Source organism: Pseudoruegeria sp. SHC-113, assembly GCF_025376885.1.
Lineage (GTDB): Bacteria > Pseudomonadota > Alphaproteobacteria > Rhodobacterales > Rhodobacteraceae > Pseudoruegeria.
In genome coordinates, this window is sequence record NZ_JAHUBR010000001.1 from 24,609 (window position 1) to 43,340 (window position 18,732).

Annotated in this window: 21 protein-coding genes; 12 read left to right on the forward strand and 9 right to left on the reverse strand. The window is 64.8% G+C overall.

The features are described from left to right. Nucleotides 1-38: 38 nt before the first annotated feature. Entirely contained in the window at nt 39-626 is a 588-nt protein-coding gene (locus KVX96_RS00130; protein ID WP_261191897.1) for a glutathione S-transferase family protein, read from the forward strand. Between the two features lie 3 nt (nt 627-629). Further along, complete coding sequence (locus KVX96_RS00135; RefSeq protein ID WP_261191898.1) at nt 630-1,547, forward strand: glutathione S-transferase family protein; 918 nt, start codon at nt 630-632, stop codon at nt 1,545-1,547. Between the two features lie 3 nt (nt 1,548-1,550). On the opposite strand, the gene KVX96_RS00140 is transcribed toward KVX96_RS00135, so the two are convergent. Beyond that, nucleotides 1,551-2,723 carry a TIGR03862 family flavoprotein gene (locus tag KVX96_RS00140; RefSeq protein WP_261191899.1) on the reverse strand — a complete coding sequence of 391 codons (1,173 nt, stop codon included), beginning with the start codon at nt 2,721-2,723 and terminating at the stop codon, nt 1,551-1,553. Nucleotides 2,724-2,789: 66 nt separating this feature from the next. Between KVX96_RS00140 and KVX96_RS00145 the strand changes: the two genes are divergently transcribed. Next, nucleotides 2,790-3,089: an HNH endonuclease gene (locus tag KVX96_RS00145; RefSeq protein WP_261191900.1), complete on the forward strand. Its 300-nt coding sequence runs from the start codon at nt 2,790-2,792 to the stop codon at nt 3,087-3,089. Between the two features lie 82 nt (nt 3,090-3,171). After that, complete coding sequence (locus KVX96_RS00150) at nt 3,172-3,537, forward strand: STAS/SEC14 domain-containing protein (protein ID WP_261191901.1); 366 nt, start codon at nt 3,172-3,174, stop codon at nt 3,535-3,537. 21 nt (nt 3,538-3,558) lie between these two features. On the opposite strand, the gene KVX96_RS00155 is transcribed toward KVX96_RS00150, so the two are convergent. Next, nucleotides 3,559-4,176 carry an enoyl-CoA hydratase/isomerase family protein gene (locus tag KVX96_RS00155; protein ID WP_261191902.1) on the reverse strand — a complete coding sequence of 206 codons (618 nt, stop codon included), beginning with the start codon at nt 4,174-4,176 and terminating at the stop codon, nt 3,559-3,561. Then, nucleotides 4,173-4,940 carry an SDR family oxidoreductase gene (locus tag KVX96_RS00160; protein WP_261191903.1) on the reverse strand — a complete coding sequence of 256 codons (768 nt, stop codon included), beginning with the start codon at nt 4,938-4,940 and terminating at the stop codon, nt 4,173-4,175. The genes KVX96_RS00155 and KVX96_RS00160 overlap by 4 nt, the downstream gene beginning before the upstream one ends. Before the next feature lie 120 nt (nt 4,941-5,060). On the opposite strand from KVX96_RS00160, the gene KVX96_RS00165 reads away from it, so the two are divergent. The 6 genes from KVX96_RS00165 to lpxK all read left to right on the forward strand — a co-directional run bounded on the left by KVX96_RS00165 (nt 5,061) and on the right by lpxK (nt 11,417). Further along, on the forward strand, nt 5,061-6,575 hold the full coding sequence (locus KVX96_RS00165) for a DUF2125 domain-containing protein (protein WP_261191904.1): 1,515 nt from the start codon (nt 5,061-5,063) through the stop codon (nt 6,573-6,575). 135 nt (nt 6,576-6,710) lie between these two features. Further along, entirely contained in the window at nt 6,711-8,057 is a 1,347-nt protein-coding gene (locus tag KVX96_RS00170; RefSeq protein ID WP_261191905.1) for a TldD/PmbA family protein, read from the forward strand. Next, nucleotides 8,044-8,847: a 3'(2'),5'-bisphosphate nucleotidase CysQ gene (locus tag KVX96_RS00175; protein ID WP_261191906.1), complete on the forward strand. Its 804-nt coding sequence runs from the start codon at nt 8,044-8,046 to the stop codon at nt 8,845-8,847. Before KVX96_RS00170 ends, KVX96_RS00175 begins: the two co-directional genes overlap by 14 nt. A gap of 79 nt (nt 8,848-8,926) precedes the next feature. Beyond that, nucleotides 8,927-9,172, forward strand: coding sequence for a DUF4170 domain-containing protein (locus tag KVX96_RS00180; RefSeq protein WP_261191907.1), 246 nt, complete (start codon nt 8,927-8,929; stop codon nt 9,170-9,172). Nucleotides 9,173-9,268: 96 nt separating this feature from the next. Further along, on the forward strand, nt 9,269-10,441 hold the full coding sequence (locus tag KVX96_RS00185; RefSeq protein WP_261191908.1) for a 3-deoxy-D-manno-octulosonic acid transferase: 1,173 nt from the start codon (nt 9,269-9,271) through the stop codon (nt 10,439-10,441). Then, nucleotides 10,428-11,417, forward strand: coding sequence for a tetraacyldisaccharide 4'-kinase (gene lpxK, locus KVX96_RS00190; RefSeq protein WP_261191909.1), 990 nt, complete (start codon nt 10,428-10,430; stop codon nt 11,415-11,417). The genes KVX96_RS00185 and lpxK overlap by 14 nt, the downstream gene beginning before the upstream one ends. Here lpxK and KVX96_RS00195 read toward each other — a convergent pair. Genes KVX96_RS00195 through KVX96_RS00205 form a run of 3 tightly spaced genes read right to left on the reverse strand, consistent with a single transcriptional unit; the run spans nt 11,414 to nt 13,749 of the window. Further along, complete coding sequence (locus KVX96_RS00195; protein WP_261191910.1) at nt 11,414-12,535, reverse strand: CaiB/BaiF CoA transferase family protein; 1,122 nt, start codon at nt 12,533-12,535, stop codon at nt 11,414-11,416. The two genes, lpxK and KVX96_RS00195, sit on opposite strands and share 4 nt — an antisense overlap. Beyond that, nucleotides 12,532-13,200 (reverse strand): DsbA family protein, encoded by a 669-nt coding sequence (locus tag KVX96_RS00200; protein WP_261191911.1) that lies wholly within the window; start codon nt 13,198-13,200, stop codon nt 12,532-12,534. The genes KVX96_RS00195 and KVX96_RS00200 overlap by 4 nt, the downstream gene beginning before the upstream one ends. Nucleotides 13,201-13,212: 12 nt before the next feature. Beyond that, entirely contained in the window at nt 13,213-13,749 is a 537-nt protein-coding gene (locus KVX96_RS00205; protein WP_261191912.1) for a DUF721 domain-containing protein, read from the reverse strand. 81 nt (nt 13,750-13,830) lie between these two features. Between KVX96_RS00205 and mutY the strand changes: the two genes are divergently transcribed. After that, the gene (gene mutY / locus KVX96_RS00210) at nt 13,831-14,880 is read left to right on the forward strand and encodes an A/G-specific adenine glycosylase (protein ID WP_261191913.1); all 1,050 of its coding nucleotides are present in this window, start codon (nt 13,831-13,833) and stop codon (nt 14,878-14,880) included. 27 nt (nt 14,881-14,907) lie between these two features. Continuing rightward, nucleotides 14,908-16,041 carry an alkane 1-monooxygenase gene (locus tag KVX96_RS00215; protein ID WP_261191914.1) on the forward strand — a complete coding sequence of 378 codons (1,134 nt, stop codon included), beginning with the start codon at nt 14,908-14,910 and terminating at the stop codon, nt 16,039-16,041. A 132-nt stretch (nt 16,042-16,173) separates the two neighbouring features. On the opposite strand, the gene KVX96_RS00220 is transcribed toward KVX96_RS00215, so the two are convergent. The 3 genes from KVX96_RS00220 to KVX96_RS00230 form a co-directional block, all read right to left on the reverse strand. Next, complete coding sequence (locus KVX96_RS00220) at nt 16,174-17,283, reverse strand: site-specific DNA-methyltransferase (RefSeq protein WP_261191915.1); 1,110 nt, start codon at nt 17,281-17,283, stop codon at nt 16,174-16,176. A gap of 108 nt (nt 17,284-17,391) precedes the next feature. Continuing rightward, nucleotides 17,392-18,015, reverse strand: a complete 624-nt coding sequence (locus KVX96_RS00225) for a ribonuclease HII (RefSeq protein ID WP_261191916.1) — start codon at nt 18,013-18,015, stop codon at nt 17,392-17,394. A gap of 104 nt (nt 18,016-18,119) precedes the next feature. Next, a complete protein-coding gene (locus tag KVX96_RS00230) occupies nt 18,120-18,596 on the reverse strand; it encodes a hypothetical protein (protein ID WP_261191917.1) in 477 nt (158 codons plus the stop codon). Nucleotides 18,597-18,732: the final 136 nt, after the last annotated feature.

The following is an 18,732-nucleotide window of genomic DNA, read 5'->3' on the forward strand; positions in this document are numbered from 1 at the left end:
GCGAATGGGCCTCACTGCTGCAAACAGCGGAGGCCCACGTGTATCAAGTCATTGGAAACACCCGCAGCCGGACGTTCCGGGTGCTCTGGATGCTGGAGGAAATCGGCCAGCCCTACGAACAGATCACCGCCGGGCCGCGCTCTGAGGAAGTCACCGCGCTGAACCCTTCGGGCAAGGTGCCTGTGCTTGTGACGGAAGGGCAGGCCCTCACCGATTCCACGGCCATCCTCACCTTTTTGGCCGACCGCCACGAAGCGCTCACCTATCCTGCGGGCAGCCTTGAGCGCGCCCGGCAGGATGCGTTGACCCATTTCCTGCTCGACGAGTTCGACTCCGTGATCTGGACGGCCGCGCGCCACAGTTTCATCCTGCCCGAGGAACTGCGCGTGCCCACGGTGAAGGACAGCCTGAAATGGGAGTTCGAACGCAGCCAGCACCTGCTCGCCGACAAGCTGGGCGATGGCCCCTTCCTGATGGGCGAGCGGATGACGATCCCCGACATTATCGCCACCCACTGCGGCACCTGGGCGGTGGCAGCGAAGTTCCCGCTCGTGGATGAGAGATTCAGAGCCTATCTCGGCCAAATGCGCGCGCGGCTTGCCTATCAAAGGCTCTCCGGAGGCTGAGCGATGGGCGTGATGATCGACGGCCGCTACCACGCCGAGGATCCCGGCCCGGACACCACCGAAGGCGGTGCCTTCAAACGCGCAGCCTCCACGATCCGGGGTTGGATTACGGCGGAAGGCCCGCATCCGCCTGAGGCCGGGCGCTATCATCTCTATGCCGCGTGGAATTGCCCCTGGGCGCATCGTGCCCTATTGGGGCGGGCGGTGCTTGGTCTTGAAGAGGCGATCAGCGTGTCCTTCGCCCTACCGCGCCGCACCGAGGACGGTTGGGTCTTTGAGACGGAGGGGGCTTTTTCGGACACCGAGTTTGGCGCGAAGGCCCTGCACGAGGTCTACGCCCGCCAGCACCCCGCCTACACTGGCCGGATCACGGTGCCTGTTCTCTGGGACCGTCACGCAGGCGTCATCGTATCCAACGAGAGCGCCGACATCCTGCGGATGCTCAACAGCTTCGTGGCAGGCGAAGGGCTCTATCCCGCGCGGCACGCCGCGGCCATCGAGCGCTGGAACGCAGAGATCTACCCGAAGCTCAACAACGGCGTCTACCGGGCAGGGTTTGCCCGCACGCAGGACGCCCATGATGCCGCGGTGGCCGAGGTTTTCGAGATGCTCGACAGGCTCGATGGCCATCTGGAGGGAAAGAAATACCTCTGCGGCGAAGACCTGACCGAGGCCGATCTGCGGCTTTTCCCCACGCTCGCCCGCTTCGATGTCGCCTATCACTATGCCTTCAAATGCAACATCCGCCGCCTGTGCGATTACGGCCCGCTCTGGGCCTATGCGCGGCGGCTCTACGCGCGCCCGGAAATCGCCGCGACGGTGCGGTTTGACATCTACAAGCAGGGCTATTTCTCGCCCTCTCCCCTGCGCAACCCGCTCGGGATCGTGCCGGCAGGGCCAGAGATAGATTGGTCGACCTAGGCTCTAATCAAGCCATTTCGCGGCGGATTCTCCTGCCCGGAGCCCGGTGGCGAAACACGCCGTCAGCAGGTAGCCCCCGGTCGGCGCTTCCCAATCAAGCATCTCACCGGCGCAGAACACGCCGGGCAGCGCCTTGAGCATCAACCCAGCGTCCAGCGCATCAAAAGGCACGCCGCCGGCCACGGAAATGGCCTCGTCCAGCGGGCGCGGGCCGGCATGGCTAACGGGCAGCGCCTTGATCAGGGCGGCCAGTGCCGCGCCGTCGGGCAACGGGCGGCCAAACTCCTGCAGCAGCGCGATCTTCACCGGATCCAGCCGCAACGCCTTGCGCAGACGGTTGGCGGCGCTGTCCTTGCGGTTTGCCTTCGCTAGCCGCTCCGCGATGCGCGCCGCGCTCCAATCCGGCATCAGATCTAGCGTGAGCGGCGCGCCGTCCCGCAAGGCCGCCGACACGGCATAGATCCCGCCGCCTTCCAGCCCACGCGCCGAAAGCACGAACTCCGCCTGCACGTTCTGGCCTCCCGCGATCAGCGTCGTGCCCTTCACCGGCTGCCCGAAATGGCGTGCCATCTGCGGGCTCCAGTCCACGCGAAACCCCATGTTGGCGGGCCGGAACGGCGCGATTTCCACGCCACGGGCTTCGAGCAGCGGCTTGAAACTGCCGTCTGAGCCCAGCCGCGCCCAGCTTGCGCCACCAGTGGCCAGCACCGTGACATCCGGCGTGAGGCTTTGCGGCCCTGTGGGGGTGTCGAAGGTGAAGGCCGTGCCCTGCCAGCCCGTCCAGCGCCAGCGCGTCCTCAGATCCAGCCCCGCCGCGCCCAGCCGCGTAAGCCAAGCCCGCAGCAGCGGGGAGGCCTTCATCGCCACCGGGAAGACTCGCCCTGAGGATCCAGTGAACAGCGGCGCGCCCAGTTCTTCGGCCCAGCGCATCACGTCCTGAGGGCCAAAGGCGCTGAGAAACGGCTCTAACACAGCCGAACGCGCACAATAGTTGGGCAGGAAGTCGGCGAAATCCTCCGCCTTCGTCAGGTTCAGCCCGCTCTTGCCCGCCATCAGGAACTTGCGCGCGGGCGAAGGCTTTGCCTCGGCCAAAATCACCCGCGCCCCGGCCGCCAGAAGCGGCTCGGCCGCCATAAGCCCAGCGGGCCCTGCCCCGATGATCAGCGCGGTTTTCATGCGGCTTTCCTTGCTTGCCCCGCCGCAGGGCTACATCATCCCAAAGCCCAATGCAAAAGGCCCGCCATGGACGACGCCCCCCTCTGCCCGCTCTGCCAGCGCCCGATCCCGGCACATGCCAAACAGAGCCTGCACCACCTCGTGCCAAAGCTGCGGGGCGGCACCCATGGTCCGACAGTGCTCCTGCACCAGATCTGCCACAACGAGATCCATGCGAGCTTGAGCGAGACGGATCTGGCCCGCAGCTACAACACAATCGAGGCCCTCCGCGCCCACCCCCGGCTGGCCAAATTCATCGCATGGGTCCGCAAACGGCCTGCCGACTTTCATTCCAAGACACCGGGGACGCGACGTCACCGGCCCTAGGCGGGCTTTAGGCTGATCTGGATCAATGGGCACGCGCCCAAGCGCCCCCATATCTGCATGGAACACAGCACAGGAGGCTGACATGGCATTGGACTACAAGGAATTCCCCACCGAAGGCATCGTTGAAATCCGCGTCGACGGAAAGGTGACGCGCGAGGAGTACCACCACGCGGTCAACCAACTCGAAAGCTTCATTTTCGATCACGGCACCGTGCGGCTGGTGGAAATCGTGGAAGATTTCGAGGGCTTTGATTCCAAGATGTTCTGGGACGGGCTGAAGTTCGACATGAAGTACATCCCGAGCATCACCCACTGCGCCGTGGTCAGCGACATCGGCTGGATCGCGCCGCTCTCCAAAGCCGCCGGAGCGCTGCTTTCGACCAAGCTGCGCACCTTCGGGATGGCAGAGCTTGAGGACGCCCGCGCTTGGGTGCGCACGCCCGAGTAAGGCTCTAAACTAGCGTAAATGCTATTGCGCGCGGCACAGATCCTTGATCCCGCGCGCAATCTCGGGCTTCGCGCTCAGCACATCGGCCACCAGCGTGTGGACGGTGGGCATCAGAGCTTCCGGTTCAACAATGCGATCCAGAAGGCCGAAAGAATGCGCTTCCTCGGCCTCGATCTTCTGCCCCGCCATCAGGATCAGCTTAGCCCGCGCAGGCCCCACAAGCGCGGCCAGCCGCGCGGGATCGGACGGCTGGGGCAGGTAGCCGAGCTTCATCACAGGGTAAAACACCTTTGCCCCCGGCACGGCGATGCGCAGATCGCAGGCCAGCGCCATGCCGCAAGCCCCGCCCGCCAGCGTCCCGTTCAGCGCCGCGATCGACAGCCCCGGCAGGGCAGCAATCGCCGCCGACAGCCGCTCCCATTCCGGCGAGACGGACATTTCGGTGGTTTTGATCTCCTCCAGATCGGCCCCGGCAGAAAACACCTTGCCGCGCCCGGTGAGCACGAAGGCCTGCGCCTCCTGTGCCGCTTCGGCGATGTCGGCCAGTTCGGTGAGCATCGCGGATGTGAGCGAATTGGCCTTTTCCGGGCGATTCAGGGTCGCAATCCAGAGACCGCCTGCCTTCTCAAGCTCGATCACGCGGTGAGCCCCAGCGTGGCGCGGATGGTTTCATCCCGCAGGGAGATCTCCTGCCCCAAGTAGGCGTCAGACTCCGGGGTGCACATCCAGAGCAGGCATTTCGCAGGCCAATCCGCCGGGATATGGACGCTGAAATCCAGCTGGCTCACCGGGTTGAGGCCGCTGGCCTTGATCTGCACCTGCATTTCGGTGGCCACCGTGCCCGGCGAAAGCCCCATGATGCGCAGGCCGGCTTCGGCAAGTTCCTTGTGCAGGCAGTCCGTTAGCATCGCCGCGCCAGCCTTGGAGACGCAATAGTGGCTCCAGCCTTCCAGCGCATTGTGCGCCGCGCCGGAGGAGATAGTGATGATCGTGCCGCTGCCGCGCTCCGCCATTGCGCCCGCCACCGCATGCGCGCCGTTGAAGACGCCCTTCAGGTTGATGTCGATCACCTCGCCCCAAGCGGCGGGATCGGCATCGGTAAAGCGGGCGATGGGTTCGATCACACCGGCGTTGTTGATCAGGATATCCGGCACTCCAAACGCCTTCGCCACGTCCGAAATCATGGCTTTCATGCCGGAATAGTCACTGATGTCGAGCGGATAGGCCCGTGCATTCGGTCCGATCTCCTCCGCCAGCGCCGTGATGGCGGCCTCCGAGCGCGCCACCAGCGCCACCTTGGCCCCTTCGCGGGCAAAAAGCCGCGCGGTCTCGGCCCCGATGCCCCGGCTTGCACCGGTGATGATTGCGGTTTTTCCGTCGAGCTGGCCCATGGTATCCTCCATTGTCTGACCCCTGTCCTACGTCAGCAGGAATGCGCTTTCCAGCCCGCTATTCCCCTTGCCAAGCCCGCGCGCCTCGGAAAGACTTCTGACCAAAGCAATTTTTCTGAAAGGGTTTTTGCCATGACACGCCACATGTCTCGCATGATGTTTACAAGCGCCGCTGTTGGCGCGATTTCCGTTTTCTCCGCTTCCGCCGCGCTCGCCGATCTGACGGCCGATGACGTCTGGCAGCAATGGCGCGGCTATATGGAACGCGCGGGCTATGAAGTGACGACGGGCAGCACCGATGCCAACGGCGGCACGCTGACGGTGCAGGAGCTGATGCTGTCGATGGATGTGGAAGGCATGTCCGTTGCCCTGACGATGCCCGAAATCACCTTCCGCGAGAACGGCGATGGCACCGTTGATATCGGCTTCCCGGCCAGCTTCCCGCTGAACATGCAGATGGAAGAGGATGGCGAGGAGGTTGTCATGGCGATGACCTTCACTCACGAAAACCTCGGCATGACGGCCTCCGGCGATCCGGAGAACACCACCTACGACATGGCCGCCGACGCCTTCGGCTTCTCCCTCGACAGCGTGCAGGCAGAAGGCGAAACCTATGAGGACGTGGCCTCGGCCACGATGCAAGGCGTTGCCGGCCAATACGCGCTGACCGCAGGCGAGGTGATGGGCTATCTCTCGGACCTGACAGCGGACTCCTTGGGCTACATGGTCGATTTCGAAGAGGCTGACGGCGCGATCAAGCTTGACGGCACCCTGACGCAGCTCACCTCCAAATCCAGCGGTGCGATGCCCAGCGAGGGCGACCCCGAGGATATGGCAAGCTTCCTCGCCGCAGGCTTCTCGGCGGATGCGACCATGGGGTTTGCAAGCTCCACCTATGCGCTTGAGGGCTCCGGCGAAGGCGAGACATTCGCGATGCAGGGCCAGTCCGGCGCGGGCGATGTGGATGTGACTTTCTCGGAAAGCGGCATCGGCTATGGCGGCGCGCTGAGAGATCTTTCGGTGGCTGTCTCCGGCTCTGAGATCCCGCTGCCCAGCATTGACGTTTCGATGGGCGAATACGGCTTCAACCTGCTGATGCCCGTGTCTAAGAGCGACGCGCCCGAGGCCTTTGCCGCCGCGATCCGGCTGGTGGATTTCTCCGTCTCCGACATGATCTGGGGCCTGTTCGATCCAGCTGGCGTGCTGCCGCGCGATCCGGCGACCGTTGAGCTGGATCTCTCCGGCAAGGCCAATTGGTCTGTCGACATCTTCGACCCGGAAGCCGAAGCCGCGATGACGGGCGATCTGCCCGGCGAGCTGCATGAGCTGATACTGAACGCGCTGCAGGTGAAACTGGCCGGCGCGGATCTGACGGGCACCGGTGCTTTCACCTTCGACAACGCCGACCGCCAAACCTTCCCCGGCATGCCGCGCCCGCAGGGTGAGGTGAACCTGAAGCTCGTGGGCGGCAATGGCTTGCTCGACAAGCTGGGCCAGATGGGGCTGTTGCCCGAAGAACAGCTGATGGGCGCGCGCATGATGCTCGGCCTCTTCGCCCGCCCCGGCGATGGCGCGGACACGCTCGTGTCCACCATCGCGGTGGATGAAAATGGCGGGCTCTTCGCCAATGGCCAACAGCTGCGCTAAGCGCATCCGGCTTTTACTACGCACGCAGGAAGGGGGCCAGCAGGCCCCCTTTTTTCGTCCCACGCCCGCAGCGGGGTTGCGGCAGCGCATGGGGAAAGCTACCTCCGATACAGACCCAGAGCAGACAGGACTCCCATGACAGATCGCCTCGCCGCCCTTACCGATCAGCTCCTGAGCGCCGCCAAGGCTGCCGGGGCCGATGCCGCCGATGCCATCGCCGTGGACGGCACCTCTGTCTCCATCGAGGTGCTGAAAGGCGCTCTGGAACACGCCGAGCGCGCCGAGGGTGTGGATCTGGGGCTGCGGGTGATGATCGGCCAGCGGCAGGCCTGCGTGTCGGCGTCTGACATCAGCGCCGCGACGATTGCCACGATGGCCGAACGCGCCGTGGCCATGGCCCGCGAAGCGCCCGAAGATCCCTACATCGGGCAGGCCCAGCCCGGCGCTTTTGCCACGGATTGGGACGTGGCTGCGTTGGAAATGGCCGATACCGCCGCGGAGCCTTCCGCCGAGGCGATGCAGGCCATGGCGCTGGAGGCCGAGGCCGCCGCGCTTTCGGTCAAGGGCGTGGATCAGGTGCAGGGCGCAGGCACCACCTACAGCCGCCGCGCGATGCATCTGGCCACATCGGTGGGCTTCGCGGGCGGCTATGCGCGGACCGGCACCTCGGTGTCTTGCGTGGCGATCTCGGGCACCGGCGCGGGCATGGAACGAGACTATGACGGCGATTCCCGCACCTTCGCCGCCGATCTGCGCGCGCCGTCCGACATCGGCCGCACCGCAGGCGAACGCGCTGTGGAGCGCTCCGGCGCACGCAAACCGCCGACGGGGGCATACCCGGTGCTTTATGATGAGCGCATATCCGGCGGGCTGATCGGCCATATGCTCGGCGCGATCAACGGTGCCGCCATCGTGCGCGGCTCTTCCTGGCTGCGTGACGCTTTGGGGGAGCGGATCCTGCCTTCCTGGATCACCGTGGAAGAACTGCCGCACCGCGCCCGGATTTCCGGCTCCCGCCCCTTTGACGGCGAAGGGCTTGCAACGCAGGCCCGAAAGATCGTGGATCAGGGGGTACTGACAGGCTGGACGCTGGATCTGGCCACCGCTCGGCAGCTCGGTATGGAGAGCACCGCCAACGCCGCGCGCGGCACCTCTTCACCGCCTTCGCCCAGCGTCTCCAACGTCTCGATGACGCAAGGCAGCAAGAGCCGCGCGGAATTGCTCTCCGAAATGGGCACGGGCCTGCTGATCACCTCGATGATCGGCACCTCGATCAACCCGACGACGGGCGATTATTCGCGCGGGGCCTCGGGCTTCTGGGTCGAGAACGGCGAGATCACCTATCCGGTGAACGAATGCACCGTGGCCGGGAACCTGCGCGAGATGCTTCTGGCCCTGACCCCGGCCAATGACGCGCGCACGCATCTTTCCCGCGTGGTGCCCTCGCTGCTGGTTGAAGGGCTGACGCTTGCCGGGGCCTGATCCGCAAAGCGATCTGGCCCTGCTGACGGAGGCTGCGCTTGCCGCCGGGAAGATCGCCGCGCGCTACTGGAAGAACGCCCCCCGCACGTGGGACAAGGCGCTGGACGCCGGCCCGGTGACGGAAGCTGACCTCGCCATCGACGCCATGCTGCACGACCGCCTGCGCGCCGCGCGGCCCGATTACGGCTGGCTTTCCGAAGAATCCGAGGACGACACCGCGCGGCTCTCCTGCGCACGGCTTTTCGTGGTCGATCCGATCGACGGCACCCGCGCGTTCATCAACGGCTCGCCCACCTTCTCCCATTCGCTTGCGGTGGTGGAAAACGGCTCTGTTACGGCCGGAGTCGTCTATCTGCCGATGCTGGACCGGCTCTTTGCCGCTTCCGCGGATGGCCCCGCCACGCTGAACGGCGAGGTGATCACGGCCAGCCGCGCCAAGGCCGTAGAAGGCGCGACGCTGCTTGCCGCGAAGCCCAATCTAGAACCGCAATTCTGGAAGAGGCGCCCGCCTGCCTTTGAGCGCCACATCCGCTCCTCGCTGGCCTACCGGCTCTCGCTGATCGGGCAGGGGCGGTTTGATGCGATGATCACTTTCCGCCCCACGTGGGAGTGGGACGTGGCCGCCGGCAGCCTGATCGCCGCCCGCGCCGGGGCTACGGTAACAGACGCCAAGGGCAACCCGCCACGCTTCAACACGGCCCAAGCGCAACTTCCGGGCATGATCGCCGCCGCCCCCGCCCTGCATGCGATGATCCTGGCGCAGGCGGAACCATTTGCCACGCCCGGCTGAGCGCCTTTCCCTTCACGCCCTTGGCCGCTTCCTCTATGGTCGCGCCGATCCTACCCCACCTGTTTTCGCGGAGAATTCCATGACCCAACGCCTGCATCTCGTCTTTGGTGGCGAGCTGGTCGATCCGTCCAAGAACGTGTTCAAGGACGTGAACGACATCCACATCGTCGGGATGTTCCCCAATTATGACGCCGCCTATAACGCCTGGAAAGCCGAAGCCCAGCGCACGGTGGACAACGCCCACATGCGCTACTTCATCGCCCATATCCACCGCCTGCGCGACGAGGAACTTGCCGCTTCGGCCACCGAAGAACTCGGCAACTGATCCACGCCCGTGGCGCTGCGCTTCCTGAAATCCCTGCGGGCCCGCCTTTCGGGGCCGGAACCGGCCACGGCAACGCCCCCGTCCAGCCGGCCCCTCGTGGCGCAGCCACCCGCGCCGGGTGCGGAGCGCTGCGTCTGGTTTCATGCGGCGGGCGAGGCCGAGGCTATTTCGGGGCTGGAGCTGCTTCGGCGGCTGCGCGAGGAAGACGACAGCATCCGCTGCGTGCTGACAACGGAAGCGCCGCTGCCCGAGGGGCTGCGCTGTTGCAGTGTCTATTCCACGGTTGAGCATGGGCCCTTGCCGACGGATGGCGTGAAGGATGCGCAAGTGTGGCTTGAAGAGAAAAAGCCCCAGATCCTCATCTGGACGGGCCCCTTCACCCGCGCGGGCCTGCTGCAAAAAGCGCAGCAGGTGGGCGTGCGGCTGATCTTCGCGGAGTCGGCTGACTCCACGCCCAATGGCCGCCGCCGAAAGGACTGGCGCAGCACGGCCACGCGGGCACAATTGCGCCGGTTTAGTCTCATTTACTGCGCGTCGCAGGAAACCGCGCACAGCTACGAGCAGTTGGGCGCGTCCAAGCTTGCCCTGCACGTGAGCGGCGCGCTGGAAGAGGGCTCGATCCACCTTCCGGGCGACGATCTACAGTACCGGGTGCTGAGCAGCGCGCTCGCGGCCCGGCCGATTTGGCTGGCGGGGCGGACAACCGCTTCGGAAGAGGCGCTTCTGTCGGACGTGCACCGGCGGATCACGCGAATGTCGCACCGGCTGCTGCTGATCGTGGCCCCGGACACCGCTGACCGCATGGCCGAGGCCGCTGCCTTCTTCACCGAGGCCGGGTGGCGCGTGGTGCTGCATGAACCGGGGCACACGCCCGCCGAGGACACGCAGGTGCTGATCGGCGCGCCGGAAGATCTGGGCCTGTGGTACAGGCTCTCGCCCGTCACCTTCATGGGCGGCACCCTGAGCGGCACCGGCGGGGCGCATCCTTTCGCGCCTGCCACGCTGGGCTCCGCGATCCTCTACGGCAACCAGTCCGACCCGTTTCAGGCAAGTTATGCCCGCCTCGTGCGCGGCGGCGCGGCGCGGCTCGTGCTCAATGCCGACGGGCTCGAAGTAAACCTGCGCGATCTGCAGGCGGCGGACAAGGTCGCCCAGATGGCCAATGCCGCCTGGGAGATTTGCTCGCGCGGGGCCGAGGTGACGGACAGGATCGTGGCCGATGTGCTGGACCTGCTGGACGGCGTGGAGGTGCAGCATGCGCGCGCCTGACTTCTGGTTCACCCCCCCTGAGGCTCCGGGCTGGAAATCCCGCCTGCTGTCCCCGTTATCAAGGCTCTATTCCCGCGCAACAGCGCGCCGCGTGGCGGGTGAAGCGGAGGGCTACAAGGCCTCAGTGCCCGTGGTTTGCATCGGCAATCTCAACGCCGGCGGCACCGGGAAAACCCCCACCGCCATGGCGCTCCTGATGCGGCTTTCGGCGGCGGGCAAAGCACCGCACATCGTCTCGCGCGGCTATGGTGGCCGAATCGCCGGGCCGATTCACGTGGACCCGCTCACCCACACGGCGGAGGATGTGGGTGACGAGCCCCTGCTGCTCGCCGCCTTCGCCCCCACGTGGGTCGCCAAGGATCGTGCTGCGGGGGTGAAAGCCGCAGAGGCTGCCGGAGCCGGGATCATCCTGCTCGACGACGGGTTTCAAAACCCGGCTGTGCAAAAGGATCTGTCGATCGTCGTGGTGGATGCCGTGAAGGGCTTCGGCAACGGGCGCGTCATCCCGGCGGGGCCGTTGCGCGAACCGGTGCAGGCGGGCCTCGCCCGCGCCGATCTGCTGCTCTCGATCGGCTCAGACTCAGGCCAAACCAGCTTTCAGGAGGCATGGGGCACGGCGATCCCCCTGCCTCACCTTCAGGGCAAGCTTGAGCCCTTGCAGATGGGTATGAGCTTTGAGGGCTTGCGCGTGCTGGCCTTTGCGGGCATCGGCCACCCTGAGAAGTTTTTCGCCACGTTGCGCGGCCTCGGGGCCGAGATCCTGCGCGGTGAAGCGCTGGAAGATCATCAGCCGCTGTCCGAAGCCTTGATGAAACGTCTGGAGCTGGAGGCAAAGGCACTTGGGGCGCAGCTTGTGACAACCGAGAAAGACGCGGTGCGCCTGCCCGATAGTTTCCGCCCCAAGGTGCTCACCGTACCGGTGCGGCTGGAACTGGCAGACTGGGGCCCGCTCGACGCGGCCCTCGCCCAGCTTTAAACCGGCTCGTCTTCGCCCAGTTTCGGTGCCGGGCGGTGCAAGGAAAGCGTGGCATCCGAGAAGCGGATCGGCGTGCGGACTGAGGGCACCCCGTCCAGATCCACCCGCATGTCGCGATGCTGCACCTGCGGATCGGCAAAGACTTCGGCCATGTCGTTGATCGGTCCGGCCGGCACGCCCTGCGACTCGCAGGCGGCCAGAAGATCGGCCTTCAGCCAGCCCGCCATCCGCCCCTGCAGCGCCTCGGTGAGCGCCGCGCGATGGGTGACTCGGGCCGGGTTAGATGCGAATCTTGGGTCCTCCGCCAGCTCCGCACAGCCCAGCAGAGCGCAGAGCCTTGCGAACTGGCCATCATTGCCAACGGCGATGATCAGGAAGCCATCGGCGCAATCAAACACCTGATAGGGCGCGAGATTGGGATGGGCATTGCCCATGCGATTGGGCGCTTGCCCGGTGGCGAGGTAGTTCATCGCCTGGTTGGCGGTGATCGCCGTCGCCACATCGAGCAATGCCATGTCGATCTGCTGGCCCTCGCCCGTCACGCTGCGCTGGTGCAAGGCGGCCAAGATGCCGGTGACGGCATAGATCCCGGTAAACACATCCGTCACCGCCACGCCCACCTTCTGCGGCTGGCCCGAGGGCTCGCCGGTGATGGACATCAGCCCGCTCATGCCCTGAATGATGTAATCGTAGCCGGCGCGATGAGCGTAGGGGCCATTCTGCCCGAAGCCGGTGATCGAACAGTAGATCAAGCGCGGATTCAGCGCTTTCAGGCTCGCGTAATCCAGCCCGTATTTCGCCAGCCCGCCAACCTTGAAATTCTCGATCAGGATGTCGGCGTCCACCACCATCTCCCGCACGCGGGCCCGCCCTTCCGGTGTGCGGAAATCCACCACGACGGAGGCCTTGCCCCGGTTGCAGCCGTGGAAATAGGCCGCCGATGTATCGCCTTCGCGCTCGATGAAAGGGGGGCCCCATTGGCGGGTATCGTCGCCTGCCGGGCTCTCCACTTTGATCACCTCGGCACCCAGATCGGCCAGCGTCTGACCGGCCCAGGGGCCGGCCAGAATACGGGCAAGCTCAATGACCTTCAGCCCCGCGAGGGGTGCTGCGCTCATTCGCCGAGCTTGGAATCAAGCAGGGCCGAGAAATCGGCGTAGTTCATGTTCGATTGCTTCTCGCCGTCCACGATGAAGGAGGGCGTGGAGCTGATGTCATCGGCCTTGGCGTTTTCCTCGAACCACGCCACCAGCGCCTGCGCTTTGCCGGCGTCCTGCATGCAGGCATCGAGCGCTTCGCCGTCGATTCCTGCCGTCAGGCCGATCTTGCGCAGGTTCTGCGCGATGGTTGCCGGATCGCCGGAGGCTGTCCACTCCTTCTGGCCTTCGTAGATCAGATCGGTGATCCCGAAGAAGCGCATCTCGCCGCCGCAACGGGCGACCATGGAGGCCCAGAGGCCGAAGCGATCAAAGTAGACTTCGCGGTAGACGAATTTCACTTTGCCGGTGTCGATATAGTTCTTCTTCAGCTCCGGCAGCACCGCCTTGTGGAAGTTGGCGCAGTGGGGGCAGGTGTAGGAGGCGTATTCGATCACGGTCACGGGCGCATCTTCCGCCCCCATTACCATCTCGACGATCTCCACGTTTTCCGCGGCCGATTGCGCCGTTGCGGCCCCGAAGGGCGCGGTGAAGGCGGTCGTCGTCTGGCTCGGCGTGGTGGCATACCATGCGGCACCGGCGATCAGGGCGGCGGCCAGGGCGGCCAGGGTCAGCTTGCGTTGCATTTTCATGCCTCTTCAGTTGTTCGAATTGCGTGTGATGACATTGGCACCGAGCCGCTCCAACGCGGCGCGCAGGCCCTCATCGCCCACGGCGCGCGTGGTTTCCTGCGCTTGTGCACAGGCCTGCGGGCTGGGGGCGGGTTTCTCGGATTTCGGCGCGCCCTTGAAGGCGACTTGGCCTTCCGCAAAGCCCGTGGGCGCGGTTTGCGTGATGTGGACACGGGAGATGGCGGCATAGCCGTAGCAGGCGTTGACCTTCTCCACGATGCGCGGCAGCTGGGCCTGCAGCATGGGGGCCTGCGCGCCGGTGGTGAGGACGGTGAGCGTGGCGCCAAAGCCGCCGCGCCCGTAGCCGATCTTCACCGGGCGGGCCATGGCGGCAAGATCCTCGCCGACGATCTCTTCCCAATGGGTGAGCAGGCGGGCCACGGCAAAACCGCGTGCCTCGGTGGCTTTGCGGATCTGGCCCTGCAACAGGCCAGAGGTGCGCTCAAAGCCGCGCATCCGCCGTGTCGGCGGCTTGTGCCCTTGGGTCTGTGCCTGCTTTGCCATCTGTCTTTTCGACTCCTTGGCGTTATCTTAACGCGGGCCGAGGCAGGCACCAGCGAAATAGAAAAACGGGGTGGATAAACAATGCGTGAAACGGCCAGCGCCGAGGGGCTTCTGGAGTGGTACGATCGCCATGCGCGGGATCTGCCGTGGCGGGTGCCCCCTGCCGAGCGCAAGGCGGGCGTGGCCCCGGATCCGTATCGCGTCTGGCTGTCGGAGATCATGCTGCAGCAAACCACGGTGGCCGCCGTTCGAGACTATTTCGCCCGGTTTACCGCCCGCTGGCCCACGGTGGAGGCGCTGGCAGCGGGGGAGGATGGCGAGGTCATGGCCGAATGGGCGGGGCTTGGCTACTACGCCCGCGCCCGCAACCTGCTGAAATGCGCCCGTGCGGTGGTGGCCGATCACGGCGGGCAGTTTCCGGCCGATCACGCCGCCCTCCTGAAGCTTCCCGGCATCGGCCCCTACACGGCCGGTGCGATCTCGGCCATTGCCTTTGACCTGCCCGAAGTGGTGGTGGACGGCAATGTGGAGCGGGTGATGAGCCGGCTTTTCCGCGTGGAAACGCCGCTGCCCACCGCCAAGCCGGAGCTGACAGCGCTTGCGAAGGGAATGACGCCTAAGGCCCGCCCCGGCGACTATGCGCAGGCGGTGATGGATCTTGGCGCAACGATCTGCACGCCGCGCAGCCCAGCCTGCGGGATCTGCCCATGGCAAGGGCCTTGTTTGGCGAGAAAAGGCTCTGTTCAAGCGGAATTGCCCCGGAAACTGCCCAAGAAGCCCAAGCCGACGCGCTATGGGGCCGTCTTCATTGGACAACGCGCTGACGGTGCCGTCCTCGTGGAGCGCCGCCCGGAGAAAGGGCTGCTTGGCGGCACTTTGGGCTGGCCGGGCAGCGCTTGGGAGGAGGCGGAACTCCCCGTGCACGAGGCCCCTGCCCCCGGTGACTGGGCCGAGCTGTCGGGCGAAGTGCGCCACACCTTCACCCATTTCCACCTGATCCTGACGGTGCACGCCGCCACCTTGCCGATGGGCACGAATCCGTCGCAGGGATATTTCCTTGAAAACTCCGCGTTTTCGCCGTCGGATATGCCAACCGTCATGCGAAAGGCCTATGAGCTGGCCCAAAGCTGAAACCGGGCTGAAACAGGAGCGCCTCAGATGCTGACCGCCGATCAACTCCGGCTCTGGCAAAACACCCTGCCGTTCTGGATTTCCCTCACCGTGGTGCCACTCGCCCTCCTCGGCGCAGGGCTGGGCGGCGGCTGGGTGCTGATCCTGCCCGTTTACGGCTGGGTCGTGTTCAGCCTGCTCGACGCGCTGACCGGGCTGAACGAGGAAAACGCCGATCTCGACACGCCGGAGGAGGATCTCTTCTGGTATCGCTTCATCACCATCATCTGGTTCCCGATCCAGTTCTGCGTGATCTTCGCCATGATCTGGTGGGTAACCCATACCGAACACCTCGGAACGGCAGAGACACTGGCGCTGTTCTTTGGCGTGGGCGTGATCTCCGGCACCATCGGGATCAACTACTCCCACGAATTGATGCACCAGAAACCGGCCATCGAGCGCTGGATGGGGGATCTGCTGCTTGCAAGCGTGCTCTATAGCCATTTCCGCTCCGAACACCTTCTGGTGCATCACCGCTACGTCGGCACGCCGCGCGATCCGGTGACGGCGCGCTACAACGAGGGCTTTCACCGCTTCTTCCCCCGCGTCCTGCGGCAATGCCCGGAATCGGCGTGGAAGGCCGAGGCCGCGATGCTCGCGCGCAAGGGGCTGCCTGCCTTTCACCCGAGCAACCCTTTCGCCCGATATGCGCTCCTGCAGGCCGGCTTCCTGCTGCTGGCCTTCCTGATCGGCGGCTGGATCGGTGTGCTGCTGTTCTGCTTTCAGGCCTTCGTGGCGATCTGGCAGCTGGAGCTGGTGAATTACATCGAACACTACGGGCTGACGCGCAAACATCTGGGGGAGGGCAAATATGAGCATGTCCGCCCGCATCACAGCTGGAACGCGGCGCAGAAGGCGTCGAACTGGCTACTGATCAACCTGCAGCGCCACTCCGATCACCACTACAAGCCCAACCGCCGCTTCCCGCTCCTGCAAACCTACAGTGCCGAGGATGCACCGCAGCTGCCCTACGGCTACCCAATCATGACGGCGCTGGCGATGGTTCCCCCGGCCTGGCGGCGCTACATGAACCCGAAAGTGCGCGCGTGGCGGCGGCAGTATTACCCCGAAATTGACGATTGGTCGGCCTATAAGGCCGGGACGAATCCACTGCCGCGGTAGATCATCACGAAGCCGGGCAAAAAGACACTCAATCAAAACGAAAAAACCCCGCCGTTAGACAACGGCGGGGAAGTAGGTGCCTAGAGTCAGGCCACAGGCACCGGCGGTAACTTTGTTGTTCTGAAATCAGGATCAGTTGGCGCGATCACCCATTTCCGCGCGGATCTGCTGGCGGAGGTTGTCGATCGGGACGGTCTTGCCGTCTTGCTTGTAGCACCAATAGGTCCAGCCATTGCAGCTGGGCGCGCCTTCCAGCGCCGCGCCGACCTGGTGGATCGAGCCAGACGCCTTGCTCGCCGCAAGCGTGCCGTCGGCGCGCACTTTCGCGCTGTAGCGGCCGTTCATGCTGCGCAGCTCGTCGCCCGGCGCAAGCAGGCCGCGCTCCACGAGCTGGCCGAAGGGCACACGCGGCTGCGCGCGTTTGGAGGTGCTCACCTGCAGGCTCTCCGCATCATAGCGGCGCACCTTGGCAATCCGGCGCTCGGCCAGCTTGCGATAGGCGTCCTCGCGCTCGATGCCGATGAAATCGCGGCCCAGTTTCTTGGCGACGGCCCCTGTGGTGCCCGTGCCGAAGAAGGGATCAAGCACCACATCGCCCGGGTTCGTCGCCCCGATCAGAACGCGATGCAGCAGGCTTTCGGGCTTCTGCGTGGGATGGGCTTTGTCACCGTTGGTGTCTTTCAGGCGCTCATGGCCGTTGCAGATCGGCAGAACCCAATCGCTGCGCATCTGCACACCTTCGTTCAGCGCCTTGAGTGCCTCGTAGTTGAAGGTCGCCTTGCTCTTTTCTTCTTTGGAGGCCCAGATCATCGTCTCATGGGCATTGGTCAGCCGCTTGCCGCGGAAGTTCGGCATCGGGTTGGACTTGCGCCAGACCACATCGTTCAAGATCCAGTAGCCCGCATCCTGCAGCGCCGCGCCGACGCGGAAGATGTTGTGGTAGGAGCCGATGACCCAGATCGCGCCATTGGGCTTCAGGATACGGCGGGCGGCCTGCAGCCACGCCTTGGTAAACGCATCATAGGCGGCGAAGGAATCAAACTGATCCCAGTGATCGTCCACCGCATCGACCTTGGAGTTGTCGGGCCGGTGAAGCTCACCCTTGAGCTGAAGATTATAAGGAGGGTCGGCGAAAATCAGATCGACGGACTCTGCCGGCAGACTGTTCATCACGTCGATGCAATCCCCGGACAATATCTGATTTAAAGGGAGCTCAGGAGCCCCTTTTGCGCGTGTTTTCATCTTTTACTGCCTCGATAGTCGGCACTCTTTTGGTGCCATTTATTGTGGATAAAGATGAGACACTGGGGATTCTTCGTCAATTTCTTTTTTAAAACAGGGCCTTATGATTTAGCCTTGATACAAGATATTGTGGATAGGTTTGAACGAACGCCTATGGTGTGGGGTCAACCCGTTTTTTTCCAAAGCGGCCAGATGTTGCTTCGTGCCGTAGCCCGCGTTGCGCTCCCAGCCGTAGCCGGGGTGCTGTTGCGCCAATCCCACCATGATGCGGTCACGTTCCGTCTTGGCCACGATAGAGGCCGCCGCGATCGACAGGCAGCGCCCGTCGCCTTTCACCACGGCCTCTGCCGGGGCCTGCAGCCCGTCGGGAATCCGGTTACCGTCGATCAGCAGGTGATCGGCCTGCACCGCCAGCCCCTCCACCGCACGGCGCATCGCCAGCATGGAGGCCTGCAGGATGTTGATCCTGTCGATCTCTTCCACGCTTGCATGGGCCACCGAAACCACAGCCACCTCCATCAGCGCCTCATAAAGCGCCTCGCGCTTCTTCTCCGAAAGCTTCTTGGAATCGTTGAGCCCTTGGGGGATGCGCTCAGGGTTAAGAATCACGGCGGCGGCCGTGACGGGGCCGCAGAGCGGGCCACGGCCCACTTCATCCACTCCGGCGATCGCGCTGCGGCCCAGCGCCATCGCGGCGCGCTCGAAACTGAAATCGGGTGCTGTTTGTACCATGCCCCCGTTAAGCCCCGACTGCCGCGCAGCTGCAATGAAAAAGGGCGGGGTTGATCCCCGCCCCCCGGCGCTTGGGTGCGCCGTGCTGCTCGACTTGGAAAGCGTCAGTTGCGGGCCTGATGCCAGAAGCCATAGCGGCGCAGGCAGCTGGGCTCATAGACGTTGCGCTTGCCATCGCGGAAGGTGTGAACTTTTTTCAGGCATTGCTTCGGCAGCTGGTTTTCATAGCGGTAGCTCTGGCGCAGGCAGGAGCGGGAATAGCCGCGATAGGTGCCGTCCTTGCCGCGAAAGGTGGCAAGGCAGCTCGTAGGCAGCAGCTTGGTGCCCTTGCCCGGCTTCCAGGTCTGCTCGCGGTCGCGGTAGGGCGTGTAGGGCAGCGGCGAAGGGCCGGGGCGCTCGGCCTTGCGGCGCGGCGTGTCGTCATTGGCATCGGCAATCGCGCTGCCGATCACAAAGAGCGCCGTCGCCCCCAGCAGGATCTTGGCGATGTCGTCTGAATCGGCGGCCCGGGCTCTTCCGGCGTTCACCGAGGTCACGATCAGCGTGACGATGGCGATCAGGGTGATGAATGTCTTGTTCATGGCGGTGCTCCTATAAGGGTTGGATCCGGCCCAGGTGGCCTGTGTGAGCCCAACCTGCCCGACACCGCGAAAGACAAACAATATCAGCCACTTGTTACTACATAACCGGCGAATGTCATTGCATAACACGCCGCTT

What these genes read in the sequence shown, in the direction of transcription:
- KVX96_RS00170 (WP_261191905.1), top strand. Translation starts at nt 6,711, where the DNA reads ATGACAGATCGCCTCGCCGCCCTTACCGATCAGCTCCTGAGCGCCGCC.
- mutY (WP_261191913.1), top strand. Translation starts at nt 13,831, where the DNA reads ATGCGTGAAACGGCCAGCGCCGAGGGGCTTCTGGAGTGGTACGATCGC.
- KVX96_RS00230 (WP_261191917.1), bottom strand. Translation starts at nt 18,596, where the DNA reads ATGAACAAGACATTCATCACCCTGATCGCCATCGTCACGCTGATCGTG.
- KVX96_RS00140 (WP_261191899.1), bottom strand. Translation starts at nt 2,723, where the DNA reads ATGAAAACCGCGCTGATCATCGGGGCAGGGCCCGCTGGGCTTATGGCG.
- KVX96_RS00180 (WP_261191907.1), top strand. Translation starts at nt 8,927, where the DNA reads ATGACCCAACGCCTGCATCTCGTCTTTGGTGGCGAGCTGGTCGATCCG.
- KVX96_RS00215 (WP_261191914.1), top strand. Translation starts at nt 14,908, where the DNA reads ATGCTGACCGCCGATCAACTCCGGCTCTGGCAAAACACCCTGCCGTTC.
- KVX96_RS00135 (WP_261191898.1), top strand. Translation starts at nt 630, where the DNA reads ATGGGCGTGATGATCGACGGCCGCTACCACGCCGAGGATCCCGGCCCG.
- KVX96_RS00205 (WP_261191912.1), bottom strand. Translation starts at nt 13,749, where the DNA reads ATGGCAAAGCAGGCACAGACCCAAGGGCACAAGCCGCCGACACGGCGG.
- KVX96_RS00225 (WP_261191916.1), bottom strand. Translation starts at nt 18,015, where the DNA reads ATGGTACAAACAGCACCCGATTTCAGTTTCGAGCGCGCCGCGATGGCG.
- KVX96_RS00160 (WP_261191903.1), bottom strand. Translation starts at nt 4,940, where the DNA reads ATGGAGGATACCATGGGCCAGCTCGACGGAAAAACCGCAATCATCACC.
- KVX96_RS00200 (WP_261191911.1), bottom strand. Translation starts at nt 13,200, where the DNA reads ATGCAACGCAAGCTGACCCTGGCCGCCCTGGCCGCCGCCCTGATCGCC.
- KVX96_RS00195 (WP_261191910.1), bottom strand. Translation starts at nt 12,535, where the DNA reads ATGAGCGCAGCACCCCTCGCGGGGCTGAAGGTCATTGAGCTTGCCCGT.
- KVX96_RS00220 (WP_261191915.1), bottom strand. Translation starts at nt 17,283, where the DNA reads ATGAAAACACGCGCAAAAGGGGCTCCTGAGCTCCCTTTAAATCAGATA.
- KVX96_RS00145 (WP_261191900.1), top strand. Translation starts at nt 2,790, where the DNA reads ATGGACGACGCCCCCCTCTGCCCGCTCTGCCAGCGCCCGATCCCGGCA.
- KVX96_RS00150 (WP_261191901.1), top strand. Translation starts at nt 3,172, where the DNA reads ATGGCATTGGACTACAAGGAATTCCCCACCGAAGGCATCGTTGAAATC.
- lpxK (WP_261191909.1), top strand. Translation starts at nt 10,428, where the DNA reads ATGCGCGCGCCTGACTTCTGGTTCACCCCCCCTGAGGCTCCGGGCTGG.
- KVX96_RS00165 (WP_261191904.1), top strand. Translation starts at nt 5,061, where the DNA reads ATGACACGCCACATGTCTCGCATGATGTTTACAAGCGCCGCTGTTGGC.